This is a genomic window from Achromobacter sp. SD115 (assembly GCF_017355315.1).
Classification (GTDB): domain Bacteria; phylum Pseudomonadota; class Gammaproteobacteria; order Burkholderiales; family Burkholderiaceae_B; genus Achromobacter; species Achromobacter xylosoxidans_B.
The window spans coordinates 69558-83956 of the sequence record NZ_JADIJM010000030.1; the positions used below are offsets into that span (position 1 = coordinate 69558).

Below are 14399 nucleotides of genomic sequence, written 5' to 3' on the forward strand. Positions count from 1 at the left end.
CAAGATGACCAAGAAACTCAAAGTCGTTACCGTCCTTGGTACGCGCCCCGAAATCATCCGCTTGTCGCGCGTGATGGCCAAGCTGGACGAATACTGTGATCACATCATCGTCCATACCGGCCAGAACTACGACTACGAACTGAACGAGATCTTCTTCAGTGATCTCGGCGTCCGCCGCCCGGACCATTTCCTCAACGCAGCGGGAGGCACCGCCGCCGAGACGATCGGCAACGTCATCATTGCCGTCGACAAGGTTCTGGCCGAAACGCAGCCCGAAGCCGTCCTGATCTTGGGTGACACCAATAGCTGCTTGGCCGCCATTCCTGCCAAGCGCCGCAAGATTCCCATTTTCCACATGGAAGCCGGAAACCGCTGTTTCGATCAGCGTGTGCCGGAAGAAACAAACCGGCGTATCGTCGACCATACTTCCGACATCAACCTCACCTACAGCAGCATTGCCCGCGAATATCTGCTGGCCGAAGGTTGCCCTCCGGACCGCGTCATCAAGACCGGCAGCCCGATGTTCGAGGTGCTGACGCACTACGCACCGTCGATCGACGCCTCGGACGCTGTCTCGCGGCTGGGTCTGACCGAAGGCGAGTACTTTGTCATCAGCGCTCACCGCGAAGAGAACGTCGATTCCGAGATCAATCTGCGCAAGCTCGCGGACATCTTCAATGGCCTGGCCACGACTTACGGCAAGCCCGTGATCGTTTCCACGCATCCGCGCACGCAAAAGCGTATTGACGCGCAACAGCTGCAGTTTGATCCGCTGGTGCGTCTGCTCAAGCCTCTTGGCTTCCACGATTATGTCAAACTGCAGAAAGACGCCCGCGCGGTGCTTTCCGACAGCGGCACCATCACGGAAGAATCTTCCATTCTCAATTTTCCCGCACTTAATATCCGCGAAGCCCACGAACGCCCTGAAGGCTTCGAGGAAGCTTCCGTCATGATGGTCGGCCTGGAGCTGGACCGTGTGCTGCAAGGACTCTCCATCCTGGAGAAGCAGGGCCGAGGAGCCGAGCGCAGCCTGCGTCAGGTGGCCGACTACAGCATGCCTAACGTGGCGGAAAAAGTGGTGCGGATCATCCATAGCTATACGGACTACGTGAATCGTACCGTGTGGAAAAAATACTGATCGAACCGCTGGCGAGCAAACGGCATCGGGGCAACCTGCCCCCGAATGCCCCGGCACCTGGTTAGTTTGTCCTTCCAAGCACGACGCCACTACCAATCAGTATTTGCCCCAGGATTGTTTCCATGGACGTCGCCACGCCTCCTCAGTCCCCCCGGGCAGTCAAGAACGCATGCGATGTAGCCCTGCTGCTTTGTATCGGCTTGCTGCCGGTCCTGACTGTCAGCACTAGCCGCGGGGGCAGCGTTGCGTTCTACGCGGCCTGCGTCTTCAGCCTGGTCGGCCTGTGCCTGGCGGCGCGCCAATCCAAACCATCTTGCACTCCGTACTGGCATAGCTACTGGCCGCTGGTTGCGTTGCTGGCATTGGTTCCGCTGACGCCGCTCCTCAGTTCTGCCTTGTTGGATGCCAGATTGCATGGGTCGGATCTTGAACGCGGCCTCCGGTTCTGGGCGATAGCATTGATCGTCGCCAGCCTGGCGCAAATCGACCGCGAAAGGCTCAAACTCACTTTGTGGGGCCTCGCGGCAGCCGCCTGGGTCGCCAGCATCACCATCATCCATCTAGCCTGGATCACTGGCGAGCGGCCAGAGCCCGAGGAGTACAACGCTGTCTCCTACGGCAACCTGACCTTGCTTCTGGGCGTGCTCATGCTGTTCGCGCTCGGATTGCGCACAACACGCTGGCCCAGGCTTGAAGCCGCCGCAAAACTTGTCACGGGCGGTGTGGCGATCTATGCCTTCGCGCTGACGTTGACCCGCGGCGGTTGGCTGGCGGTCCCCGTCTTTTCCCTGGTGGCGCTCGCGCTGGCCGGGCAACGACGCTGGGTCTTGAAGGCGGGCATATTCGTCACGGTCATTGCTGGCTGCGCGGCTGTCCTCTACGCCAATCACGATTTGCGCAGCCGCGTAGAACTGGCGGCCAACGAAGTCGTTCAATGCCGCAACGACAAATTGGCTGACACCTCCATATGCACGCGGCTTCAGTTATGGTCCGCGGCCTGGAGAATGTTCCGCGCCGCTCCGCTTACCGGCAATGGCAGCGGCAGCCTGTTCCCTGAAAAATTGCAGGAACAGGCCGCGCACGGCAAGGTTTCGCCGACGGTTGCGGCAAACTTTGGCGAGCCTCACAACGACCTGCTGTATGCCATGGCCAACTACGGCCTGCCAGGGCTTGCAGCGTTGCTTGCCATATATCTTGCGCCTGGCGCCTATTTCCTCAGGCGCATGCGCCAACGCAGCCCGGACGGCAAATCCGCAGCCGCCATGGGGCTCGTCGTCTGCCTGGGGTTTGCAGCATTCGGCCTCACCGAACTGATGTTCCGGGGCATGCGCACCATAGGCCTCTATGCGACATTGACCGCGTTATTCTTGGCCATGTCTGCGCCAAGTGGTTTCTCCGCGCATTCCGCGCACAAATCCATACCCTGAATGCGATAACGGGAAAAAAAAATCGTGTCTGAAAAAAAGCGATTGCTGCACCTGGGTTTCTTTTGCCCCCAGGCGTATTTCGACCTGCACGACAAGGCGGAGAAGAACCATCAGTACGCCGCGCGCAAGCTCGAATCACGGATCGTAGACGGTCTGCGGCAAAACGACGTCGAGGTCGAAACGATCGGCCTGTACCCCGCGCGGATCTTTCCGCGCAACCGTACCGTCTTGCTGAAGGCATTCAAAGGCGTCGACGCCCACGGACAGCAAGCCCAGGCTGTCGGCTACATCAACATGCCCTTTCTCAGCCACATGTCACGCACCATCTCCATCCTGAGGGCTGGCTGGCGGTGCCTGCGCCAAAAGCGTGAGCGTCCCTCGGCCATCCTGGTGTACTCACTGCACACTCCTCTGGTGCTTTCTGCGGCGATCCTCTCCAAGTGGTTCCGGATCCCCTTCTATATCTATGTCCCCGACCTGCCGCAGTACATGAATGTCGGCGTCAAACGCAGCCGCCTATTCAATTTCCTGAAGCGGATCGACACATCGCTGGTGTTGAGCCTGAGCGACCGGGCGACGGGCATCATAGGAATCACCTCCGAACTGGTCCAATCGCGCCCCTCCTGGAGCGGCAAACGAACGGCAGTCCTGGAGGGCGTGGCGGAAGCCAGCGATGCGCCTGATGAAGCACAGAACCAGCAAGATGCCGAGATTCTGAACAAATACGGGCTGACCAAGGGCTTTGTCTTCTACGCTGGCGGCCTGGCTGAGCCCTATGGCGTAGGCATTCTCATCGAGGCCGTCAAGCAACTGGGCGGCGAGGTCCATCTGGTCCTATGCGGGGCGGGCTCCATGAACGCAGCCGTCCGCCGGGCCGCGAGCGAACACCCCCACATACACTACCTGGGCAGCATTCCGCCCGAAGACGTCAAGGCGCTGTCGCGCAACGCCAGCTTTCTGGTCAATGCGCGCATCCCGGGCGACGCCTATCTGCAATATTCCTTTCCATCCAAGCTGCTGGAATACATGGCCACGGGCGTTCCCGTGGTCTCTTCCCGCCTGCCTGGCATCCCACAGGAGTACTATGCACACCTGCTCGTTCTGGATGACGTCACCGCGGAAGGCTTGGCCGAATGCCTGCGAAGCAACGCAGGCGTGAATTACAGTGCCGCCCAGCTGTCCGCGCAGGGCGCAGCCGCCTTCTGTCGGCAGCACAAGACCGCCCTGCAACAAGGAAAAAAACTGGTCCGAACTATTTTTCAGGATTCGGAGCAGCAGGAGCGCCCGTGAGATGCGGGAGCCGCGACAACCATCGACCCTTCTTTTTTACTGAATAGTTTTGGCATGATACGGGGCCTCTTCCTATACCTCGCAGTGAAAGTTTTCCCGGCTCTGTCCATGATCGTGTACATGGTCGCCATGTACATGAACTTTCCGCCCAACGATTATGTAACCTATTCCGCCGCTATTGCCGCGGGCGTGATCGGCGCGCAGATAGCTTCAAGCTGGATTGCCAGCGCGATCATCTTTTACTTCCCCTTGCGCAAAGGGAAAGCGGCATTCGTCACACAGGTGTTGCGGATAGCCATTGTTTCGGCCTCGCTGACGGCCCTGATCACCTCAGGCATCTTTCTATCGCTGTTTCATGATCGGGCCCTAAGCGCGAGCGTCTTGTTCCTGACTGCTGCGCAAGGGCTCTTCTACGTAGCCGTCGCCCTATTCCAACCCGAGCGACGGATGCGCAGTCAGGTCATCAGCGCGATCACCCTCAGCATTACCCAATTACTGTTCGCCGCCTACGCGATTCTGTCCAACACCCATTCGCTCGCGGTGTCCGTCGCAGGTTATGGCGCGGGGTTCCTGGCCGGCCTCATTACCCTGCTTCTGTATATTCACTGGACCTGGTTTACCAGCGTATTGCGCAAGCGCCAGCGCCGCCTGGCGGCGAAGGAACCTGCGCTTGAGAATTCCAAGCTGCTGGCCTATGGCGGCCCCATGTTCATCTGGTTTTCGCTGATGCTGGTCAATAGCTACACCGACCGCTTCTTTCTTGGCCGCGTGGAAGGGCCGGGCGTGGCGGGCTATGCGTTCACGAAAGACCTCTTGATCGGCATTTCAGGATTCATTTCCATGCCGATCATGCTGATCGCCCATTCCATGATTTTCCGGCTGTTCCGTGAAAAAAAGGAAGAGGAGCTTTCCCAGCTGATCAGGTTCTCGACCACGCTTCTGGTCGTGCTGTTTCTGTTCGCTATATTCGTCTATGCGTCATTCGCAAAAATACAATTGACGCACTTTTCGCCTGACCTGCAGCACGTATCATTTTTCCGGGCGGTTCTCATCGGAATCGGTATTATGTTAAGCACCCTGGCGCTCTATTCGCAGAAGAAATTCGAGGTACTCGGACACCTGAAGCAATTGGTCGTGTTGGCCGCCATCAGCAATAGCGTCGCATTTCTTGCCTACATGTACTCTTCGAGCGCGCATTCGCTCGACTATTTTGCAATTTCATATGCCGCAAGTACGCTGTTGTACTTTTGCTTGACGCTTTTGACGGGATCAAACGCCATACGGTTCACAATCAACTATAGAATGATCGCCTTCGTCTTGATAGTGCTGGTGGCCATGCATTTCCTGGCTCCTCCGTCCATCTACAACGGACAGATGAACTGGACCGCAGCCGGATGGGCCGCCGCTTGGCTCGCCACGCTCGCTGCAGTGCTCCTGGCCTGCCTGCTGAAGCTGTACCGGTCATTAGGATCCAATCTCATCCACGGTTGAGTTGCGTTGGGTTGCTCATCAAGACCCGCTATTGAAGATATCGTGCAACATAAAATCTACTTCGCTTGAAACAATGCCCTCGTCTGTCTTGCAAGAGCCTACATTGAATTCCCGGTCCAAGCCGGATGTTTTGCGCCAATGGATCATTAAAAACATGGCGCCGATCATCTTCCTGGCGGCATTCTTTTTGACGATCGTCATGGGCAATCTGCTGTTTGCAACGGATTTCGGCCATGAACAGTTGGCGAGAATTCCGCACTATGCGGTGATCTATGATTTCCCGACCATTTTTACGCCGCTTTACTGGCTGCTTTTGCTGCTGCCATTTTTCGTGGCGCCGCCGATCATCATTCTGGTGCGTCGCACCTTGGAGTCGCCAATTCATCGGTGGTGCGCGAGAATCCCGGAAATCCGGCCTCTCGACTACACCGTTTTCACCGCCATCGCACTTTGCCATGTAGGTTACAGCCTGTGGCAAGCGAATGCGTTCTCGCTGTATGGCACGGGTGTCGACCCTGTTTCGTCAGTCGAGATCCGCTTTCAGATTCTTTCAGGCCTTCGCTTCTGGACCATGGCGGTCCTGATGTCTATTTTGCCGTATCTGGCGGTGTACGCCCTTATTCGTTGGATTCGCCACTCCGGGATTTTTTGGGTGCTTGCAACGATCGTCGTCGTCAGCATTGTCTCGGTGTACATGATCCTGCTGAATATGAAGTGGCCTTTTCTCGTATTCGCAGCAGCCCTCATCCTGACCATTTTTGCGTATAGCAAGACCTATCCATATATAAAGGTCTCCGCTGGAACAGTGGCCCTATTCGCCACCTATTTGATAATTTCCACCCATGTATTCCGCCTAGCCGATCCGGTACCTCCTACGGTTGTGGCCGAAGTCGATTCATCGACGGTTGGCAATGATGCGCTCGAGCTTGCGCCGGTCAGCGAAACCAGCACCCAACCCGAGAGCGTCCCTCAGCCGGAACCTGCCGCATCCGCGCCCGTTGTCGCGCCTCAAGCTAACGCAGCCCCGGCTGCCAGTAGCCATTCCCATAAGGCCCTCCCGCCAAAAAGCAACGGCACCTCCCGAGATAACGCCAAAAAGGCGGCCACGCCCCCACAGGAGGCCCCGATCGCTCAGGAACCGGTCGCGCAGACCCGCCCGGAGATCGAGTCCGACGCTAACACCTCAGTACAGCCTGAACAGCGTGTGACGTCGCCCATTGAAACTCCTGTGGAGCCTGTCCAAGCCTCCACGCCAGAACCACAATCACCGGCAAAGAGCGGGACTCAGCTTCTTAACGAGGCCATTGATTTACCCAAAACAGCCTTGCGTCGCGCGCCAGAGATCCTTTTCTCCGGACTCACGCGGATGGCAATTCTCTATCCCTTCTACTATCAGATTTTCACTGAGGAAGGTAACGTCTGCGGCGGTATTCTCGAACAAGCCCGCCGTGGCCCTCAGTGCCGTCCCAGCACATATATCTACACCCGAGTCTTCGGACTCGATGGCTTCGAGGGTCGAGGCACCGCACCAACTGCCGTACACATTTCTGGCTATTCACTCGGAGGATGGCCGGTTGCACTTTTTGCCATGGTTTGCGCCTCGGTCATTCTCGGTTTGATCACTTGCCTACCCACGGGCGCCAGCGCCATGGTCGGAGCCCTTGGCATCATGGGAGCAGTCGCGGGCTATCATTTCTCCCAGGTTCCGGGCGAGGGGCCGTTGTTCTATGACCATGGTTTGGTGTGGACGCTGATTCCGATGGCGATTTATATTGCCTGGCGAAAGCTGTACGCTCGCCCTAAGGTCTAACTTGTCCTCGTACATTCGTTCATACTAGCGCCCAAGCCCCTCCGGGCTGAAGGCTTTTCCAAAAAAAGCGGACCAAGAGAACGGCTGCCCCGCGATCGCGGGCAGCCAAGCAGTCATGAGACTTTGAGCGGCCGGTTCATGCGGCTGCTCGTCTCAAAAAATATCCTCCATGCCACGGCTCCGCGCGCCGTTGCCCGTCCCCGCACTGCTCGATCCACCAGCACTCTAGCGCTGGCGCCCACTTGCCTTTGGCGCACAAGAAGCGCATCCTTACCCTAACACTTCGCTACAGTTTAGGACTTATGGACAGTACGCGACGGGGCGACGTTTGCCTATACTCCGCAAATAGCAAGCAAGCCATGGACTAGAGATTGAAAAAAAGCACGCTACGCCCCTGGATTATCAGGAATATGTCGCCGATTATTTTTTTGGCGGCGTTTTTTCTCACTGTAGTTCTCGGAAATATACTTTTTGCCACGCCGTTCGGTCGTCACCAACTGCAGAAAATCCCCAGCTACGCGGTCATTTACGATTTTCCAACTCTCTTTACGCCACTGTACTGGCTGCTATTATTTTTGCCATTTTTGATGACGCCGATCATCGTCATCCTGATACGGCGTTTTCTGGAAAGGCCGGTGCAGCGGCTTTGTGACCGAATCCCCGAAATACGCCGCATTGACTATCTGGTTGTGACTGGTCTCGCGCTAGCTCATGTGGGCTACCATTTGTGGCAGGCCAAGGCATTTTCACTGTACGGCACGGGCACCGATGCCGTATCGTCGGTCGAGATTCGATTTCAAATACTGAGTGGAATGCGTTTCTGGACCATGGCGGTCCTGATGTCCATACTGCCGTTTCTCGCTGTTTACGCGCAGATCCGATGGATACGCTCGCCGACAATGTTCTGGAGGGTTACGACCATAGTCGTGGCGAGTCTGGTCGCCCTGTACATGGTCCTGCTAAACATGAAATGGCCTTTTCTGGTATTTGCGGCCGGTCTTATCCTGACTGTTTTCGCTCACAGCCAACGACGGCCATATCTCAAGGCAGCAATCGGCACGGTAGCGTTGTTCGCGACTTATCTACTGATTTCCAGCCATGTGTTCCGCTATGCGGACACATCCGGTGACCCGCGTGTTCCCGAAATATCCTCACACCAACGGGAAACCCCCCCTGCGCAGCCAGAAGTACGCCCCGACAAACGCGCATTGAGCGAGGCCCTGGACACGCCCAAGCTGGCCTTCACTCGAGCCCCGGAAACAGTATTCTCCGGCCTGACCCGCATGGCGATCCTGTACCCGTTCTACTATCAGGTGTTCACTGAAGAAGGCTATGTATGCGGCGGCATCCTGGCTCAGGCCCGTGTGGGACCGGCTTGTCGCCCCAGCACCTACATCTATACCCGGGTCTTCGGCCGCGACGGCTTCGAAGGGCGTGGCACCGCACCCGCAGCCGTCCACATCTCGGGTTACTCGCTTGGAGGGTGGCCCATTGCACTCTTCGCCATGGTTTGTGCGTCCATAGTCATGGCGCTGATCACGTGCCTGCCGATTACCGCAAGCGCAACCGTGGGCGCCTTTGGCATCATGGGCGCCGTTGCCGGATATCATTTTTCTCAGGTTCCCGGCGAGGGCCCCATTTTTTATGACCACGGGTTGATCTGGACCTTGATTCCCGTGGTTATCTACTCAATCTTGCGATGGATATTCAGGGACAAACGCTCTGAAAAAAGAGGCTTGCCCGAATCAATGTGAAACGCCGTCCCGGCGCAGCACCTTGACGAAAGTCATCCAGAGAATGCGGATATCGAACCATACGGACTGCCTTTCCATGTATTCGATATCCAGGCGGACCTTGTCGGGGATCGGCAATTCATCGCGGCCATTGACCTGGGCCCATCCCGTCAATCCCGGCGTGAGCGCATCCACGCCGGCCTCGGTTCGCAGAGCGATCAGATCATCCTGATTGAACAGTGCTGGGCGCGGTCCGACAAAACTCATGTCGCCGACGATAATGCTCCACAACTGCGGCAGTTCGTCCAGGCTGCTTTTGCGCAAGAAGCCACCGACAGGCGTCAGACATGCCGCGGGATCGGGCAGCAAATGTGTCGCAACGGCTGGCGTATCCACTTTCATGCTGCGGAATTTTGGCATCTTGAAAATTCGATTGTTGCGGCCCACCCGGTCGCTCCAGTACAGCACGGGGCCGGGCGAAGTAAGCCTGACCATGAGCGCAACGATAATCACCGGTATCAGCAGCACCAGTGCGGCAAACAGGCTGAGCAATAGATCAAATACTCTCTTCACAATTTTCTCTAGCAGATTCGATATTGTGCCCGGGTGCAGTCGTACCCGAGCGCCTTTGTCATTCAAGTTTCGGCGCCACAGAGGCGTGGCCGTCGCGTCCCATGCCTGACAGCATCAGACGGCGGGTTCACGCCGATTTTGACTTTTCCCGCGATACCGTTTCGAGCACCTCGACCAATTGATCCACCAGCCGCTCATGGTTGAAATGCTCTTCGTAGTAGCGCCGCCCATTTTCACCCATGCGCGCCCGCGCCTCTTGCGGCATATCGGCAAGGCGTCGGATGGCCGCAGCCAAGGCCTGCGCATCCTCGGCAGGGACTGCGATGCCTGCCTGCGCCTTTTCCACCAGCCGCCCGCCTTCGCCATTGAGGCTCGCCAGGATAGGCTTGCCCGACGCCATATAGGCCTGCACCTTGTTGGGAACGGTGGCTGCGAAGATTTCCTGGTCAGCCAGCGTGACCAGCAATGCCGACGCACGCTGCATGAATGCAGGCATGGTTTCCACCGGAAAGCGGCCCGGCAAGTGCAAGTTTTCCAGGCCCAGCGCCGCCACCTGTTGCTGCATCCACTCCCGGCGGCTGCCGCCCCCCAGAACAACGAACTGGATGCCCTGATGCTCGCGTAACAGCGCGGCGGCAGCGACTATTACTTCCACAGCCTGCGCAGCGCCGATATTACCCGCGAACATGACGACAAATTCGCCGTCCAGGCCAGGCACGTCGGGCGGCGCTTCCGTGGGCACCCGCGAAAAACTGTCGTCGACCGAGTTGGGATAGTACTCAATGGGTTTGCCCGGCGCGAGCTTGCGTATCGGCTCGACAAACGCTTCCGACTGGACAAGTATCAAGTCAGCCCGGCTATAAATGAACCGCACGATCCGCTCGACCACGCTCAACACAAAGCGGTTTTTGACATGGCCCGTCGCCGACAGGCTCTGCGGCCAAAGATCCAATACCCAGATCACCACCGGCGCGCGTTTGATCTTCGCCAGCAGCAGGCCAGGTATGGCCAGCAACAACGGCGACAAGGCACAGATGAAAACCGCGTCGTAGGACTTGCGGCGCATGAGCCACGGGCCGAACAACAACCCCGAAAAAATAAACGACAGGTAATTCAGCGTCAGGCGGACCGCCCCCTTGCCGCGGGGAATCAAGGGCACCCGTGTGATATTCACGTTGTGGAACTGCTCACGCTGCACGCCAAACATCCGGTAACCTGAATAGATCTTTCCTTCCGGATAGTTCGGCTTCCCCGTCAGAACATCGATTTCCATCCCGCGCTCGGCCAAGGTGCTGCTGATCTCATTGATCCGGAAACCCTCCGGCCAGAAATACTGACTGACAATCAACGTGCGCAAACTGCACCTCCCGCGAGGGAAATGGGGCAATCGGGTCGTCCAATATTCATGTCGATGTTCATCAAGGATACAAAATTCAGGGCATTCCAGCTTCTGCGCTGCGGACGCATCGTACTGCGAAAGCCGCCACGCATGCAGGCGTGGTGCGCCCTCGCCTCGCCCGTATAATCGCGCCAGGCCAGTGACTCCATCCCCTCCGCGCATATGATAGCCAATAACAGTACGGCGCCCCGGCCTGCAGACCGCCTGGTCGCGGCGGGAGATCTGCTTTCCCTCCTGGTTCTTGGCGTCTTCGCCACACTTCTGATCGCGGGTTCGGGCCTGCCGCTGTACTCGGATGAAGTTGTCACCAAGTGGGGCCAAGCCAGGTTCTTCGAACCTGATGGCATACTGGTCTCCTTCTTTCCTCAATGCCGGGCGGTGTTCAATTCCCCCCTGCCTTGGGCGTTCTACCCGGGCGCCGCGTTTTTTTCCGTTCTGTACGGCAACCTTTCCCCCCTGGGCCTACGGCTGGCGGGAGTCGCCACGGCGCTGGCGATAGTGGCTTGCTTCGGCCTTTGGGCGCGGCGCAGCGCTCACAACGCGCGCGCCACATTGAGTCGGCTGTCCGCGCTCATGGTGTTGCCCGCCCTGGGCGCACTTCCCTTTCTCTGGGTGATGGCCCGGCCCGAACAATGGATCACCCTGGGCCTGATGTTCTTCTGCATGACGGCCACGGCGAACCAGCAGAACGATGGAAAAATCTCATGGGTATGGCCCATGCTGTACTTTCCCGTAGCCTCGGCCTTCTTTTTTGTACATCCGAAGAGCATCTTCTTCGCTCCTGCGGTGCTGCTCGCGACGTGGTTCGTGACCCGACACCGTTCTTCGGCTATCCGCTGGCTGCTCATCACCTTCGTAGTGTGGACCGCCTACACCACATACCGCTGGGGATCGACGCTATCCAGTTGCCCGGAAGCGCCGGGAGTACAAGCCACCCTGGCCGGCAACTTCCTGAATCCCTCGCTGCTGTTCCACGCCCCGGCGGCCTTCTTGCTTGAGGGAGTCGGCAATCTGTTGAGCGCGCCCGGCAAGATCGCGGAACATGTCATGTTTGCCGCGACCTACCAATCGGGTTGGCTGCCTCCCATGGTTGTGCCACCCATGGCGACTTGGATGAACCCTATCATCCGACTCCTGATCGAGGTCGCCATTTTTGGCACTTTGGCCGCCAGTTTGCTATGGCTGCCGGTAACCTGGCTGCGCCAAAAAGTGGCAACACCGCGGGCGCTGCTCGCCGCTGCCTTGGCCGTGGGACTTTGCGCCAACCTGTTTTTCTACAAATATTGGTTTTTCTACGGCGCCGCACAGGTTTTGCCTCTGGTCCTCATGATGCTGCTGCTCGCATTGCCTGCGCACACGCCCAGATGGTTGGTGCGGCCCAGCCTGCAATTTGCACGCTGCGCATGCTTGTTGTTCGCGCTGGCCAGCATGTCGATCTTCGCCGCGTACCTCGCCCCGGAGGTGTGGAAGCGTTCCGACCCTCCCGACGCCACAGTGCCCGACCAATGGCTGTCGGTTCCTGCGCTGGACTTCGACAAGCGGCGCGAAACCATCCGGGAACTGACGAACCAATGCGGCATACGCGGCGACGGCGCGGCGCATCTGGTCGTGGACCATTTGACCTACTACGCGTTCAGCCACCTGCGTCGGCCGATACACGCGCTCTATGTATCAGAACTGGCGTATGGCGGCGATCTGCCTGGCGACAAGCTCGTACGCTTTCTGCAAGCGCTCGAATCGCCAGGCGCGATCACTCAGTGCAATTACCTGCCGGCAGCGCTTTCCGGCCTTAACGTCCTCCGCAAGGGCGGGTACTGCTGCGTTGCGCTACCGCCCGCAAACTGATCCTGGCCCCCCCCGAAGGCCTGCCCGATGAACAGCACGTCGGGCCGGACAGTCCGCAGGAAAGCTACTCGGAGTAATGCGCGTCAACCCAGTTTCGGTGGTAGGCGCCGTTGACGATGTCCTCCACCCACTGAGCATTGTCGAGATACCACCGCACGGTCTTGCTCAGACCGGTGGCGAATGTTTCCACTGGGCGCCAGTCCAGCTCATCGCTGATCTTCGATGCATCGATGGCATAACGACGGTCATGGCCGGGCCGATCCTTGACGAACGCGATCTGTTGCTTATATGAAACGCCGTCCGCCCGAGGCCGCAACTCGTCCAGCGAGGTGCAGATTGCCTGGACCACTTCCAGGTTCTGACGCTCGTTCCAACCGCCGATGTTGTAGGTTTCACCCACGCGGCCTGCCTCCAGCACCCGGCGCAAGCCACTGCAATGGTCCTTCACGTACAACCAGTCCCTCACTTGCCGGCCATCGCCATACAACGGCAAAGGCTTGCCGGCCAGCGCGTTGGCGATCACCAGGGGAATCAGCTTCTCCGGAAACTGGAAGGGACCATAGTTGTTGGAGCAATTCGTCGTCAGTAACGGCAAGCCATAGGTGTGGTGATATGCACGCACAAGATGGTCGCTGGCAGCCTTGCTCGCCGAGTATGGGCTGTTGGGTTCATACCGGTGCGTTTCAGTAAACGCATCGCCATCCACGGGCAATGAGCCATAGACCTCGTCCGTCGACACGTGCAGAAAACGAAAACTGGCGCGCGCCGCAGGATCCAGTTCGCCCCAATAGGCCTTTACCGACTCCAGCAATCGAAACGTGCCAACGATATTGGTCTGGATGAACGCTTCCGGCCCATATATGGAACGGTCCACGTGTGATTCCGCCGCCAGGTTGATAACCGCCCGCGGCCGATGGCGCTTCAACAAATCGTTGACGAGCAAGGCATCGCCTATGTCGCCAACAACCAGTTCATGCCGCTTGTCCCCATCCAGCTCCCGAAGGCTCTGCGGGTTACCCGCATAGGTAAGCTTGTCCAGGTTGATGACGGACTCGTCGCTGCGCGCCAGCCAATCGAGCACGAAATTGGCTCCGATGAAACCGGCACCTCCGGTAACGAGGATAGTCATAGGCAATATGCGTAAAAAAAGGAGCACCGGCCGAGGACGGTGGAGAGGCCATGATTTTACTCCGCGCATCCTGCCTGTTCGATGGGGCTACTGATCCGATCAGGCGGATATTGGCGTTTTGCGCGGATTGGGTCCACAATGAAGACGGGACTGTACCAAGCAAGGAGACAGCCATGCGCATTGCAGATGCCCAGTGGATTCCTTCGACCCAGCACCAGACTTGGGATGCTCTGACCGACCCCGCCGTATTGCAGCGATGTATTCCGGGCTGCGTGGAGGTTGCCCGACTCAGTCCGACCGAGTACGCCGTCAAGCTGCACGCCAAGGTTGCCGGCATCGACACGGACTACGATGGCGAAATCCTGATGTCCGACGTCGACCCGCACAACAGCTGCACGCTGGTCTTCGAAGGCAAGGGCCGCGCCGCCTGCCTGGCCATCGGAACCGCGCAAATTAATCTCAGCACCAAGGACCAAGGCACGCGGGTCGCCTATACCGTCGCCTGCATGACCGGCGGCAAGCTGGCGGAATATGGTGAGGGGATGTTGCTCAAGGCCGGCGACA

General features: G+C 58.2%; 11 protein-coding genes. 8 read left to right on the forward strand and 3 right to left on the reverse strand.

Annotation, left to right across the window (positions count from 1 at the left end):
- The first annotated feature begins 4 nt into the window (after positions 1-4).
- The 6 genes from wecB to IPU70_RS29560 all read left to right on the forward strand — a co-directional run bounded on the left by wecB (position 5) and on the right by IPU70_RS29560 (position 8910).
- Positions 5-1138: a non-hydrolyzing UDP-N-acetylglucosamine 2-epimerase gene (gene wecB, locus IPU70_RS29535; RefSeq protein ID WP_088143404.1), complete on the forward strand. Its 1134-nt coding sequence runs from the start codon at positions 5-7 to the stop codon at positions 1136-1138.
- Between the two features lie 122 nt (positions 1139-1260).
- Positions 1261-2565 carry an O-antigen ligase gene (locus IPU70_RS29540; protein ID WP_207472695.1) on the forward strand — a complete coding sequence of 435 codons (1305 nt, stop codon included), beginning with the start codon at positions 1261-1263 and terminating at the stop codon, positions 2563-2565.
- Between the two features lie 24 nt (positions 2566-2589).
- Entirely contained in the window at positions 2590-3855 is a 1266-nt protein-coding gene (locus tag IPU70_RS33125; RefSeq protein ID WP_143219528.1) for a glycosyltransferase, read from the forward strand.
- A 108-nt stretch (positions 3856-3963) separates the two neighbouring features.
- A complete protein-coding gene (locus IPU70_RS29550) occupies positions 3964-5346 on the forward strand; it encodes a hypothetical protein (RefSeq protein ID WP_207472696.1) in 1383 nt (460 codons plus the stop codon).
- 154 nt (positions 5347-5500) lie between these two features.
- Positions 5501-7156 carry a hypothetical protein gene (locus tag IPU70_RS29555; protein WP_207472697.1) on the forward strand — a complete coding sequence of 552 codons (1656 nt, stop codon included), beginning with the start codon at positions 5501-5503 and terminating at the stop codon, positions 7154-7156.
- A 371-nt stretch (positions 7157-7527) separates the two neighbouring features.
- Positions 7528-8910: a hypothetical protein gene (locus IPU70_RS29560; RefSeq protein WP_207472698.1), complete on the forward strand. Its 1383-nt coding sequence runs from the start codon at positions 7528-7530 to the stop codon at positions 8908-8910.
- Here IPU70_RS29560 and IPU70_RS29565 read toward each other — a convergent pair.
- Both IPU70_RS29565 and IPU70_RS29570 read right to left on the reverse strand, forming a co-directional pair.
- Positions 8902-9462, reverse strand: a complete 561-nt coding sequence (locus tag IPU70_RS29565) for a sugar transferase (RefSeq protein WP_088143411.1) — start codon at positions 9460-9462, stop codon at positions 8902-8904. The two genes, IPU70_RS29560 and IPU70_RS29565, sit on opposite strands and share 9 nt — an antisense overlap.
- A 127-nt stretch (positions 9463-9589) precedes the next feature.
- Complete coding sequence (locus IPU70_RS29570) at positions 9590-10819, reverse strand: glycosyltransferase family 4 protein (RefSeq protein ID WP_207472699.1); 1230 nt, start codon at positions 10817-10819, stop codon at positions 9590-9592.
- Positions 10820-11023: 204 nt separating this feature from the next.
- On the opposite strand from IPU70_RS29570, the gene IPU70_RS29575 reads away from it, so the two are divergent.
- Positions 11024-12706 carry a hypothetical protein gene (locus IPU70_RS29575; protein ID WP_207472700.1) on the forward strand — a complete coding sequence of 561 codons (1683 nt, stop codon included), beginning with the start codon at positions 11024-11026 and terminating at the stop codon, positions 12704-12706.
- 64 nt (positions 12707-12770) lie between these two features.
- Here the strand turns inward: IPU70_RS29575 and rfbB are convergent, their stop codons facing one another.
- Positions 12771-13835 carry a dTDP-glucose 4,6-dehydratase gene (rfbB, locus tag IPU70_RS29580; RefSeq protein WP_088143414.1) on the reverse strand — a complete coding sequence of 355 codons (1065 nt, stop codon included), beginning with the start codon at positions 13833-13835 and terminating at the stop codon, positions 12771-12773.
- Between the two features lie 173 nt (positions 13836-14008).
- Between rfbB and IPU70_RS29585 the strand changes: the two genes are divergently transcribed.
- Positions 14009-14399, forward strand: a 391-nt coding sequence (locus tag IPU70_RS29585) for a CoxG family protein (protein ID WP_207472701.1), incomplete at its 3' end; no start/stop codon positions are given.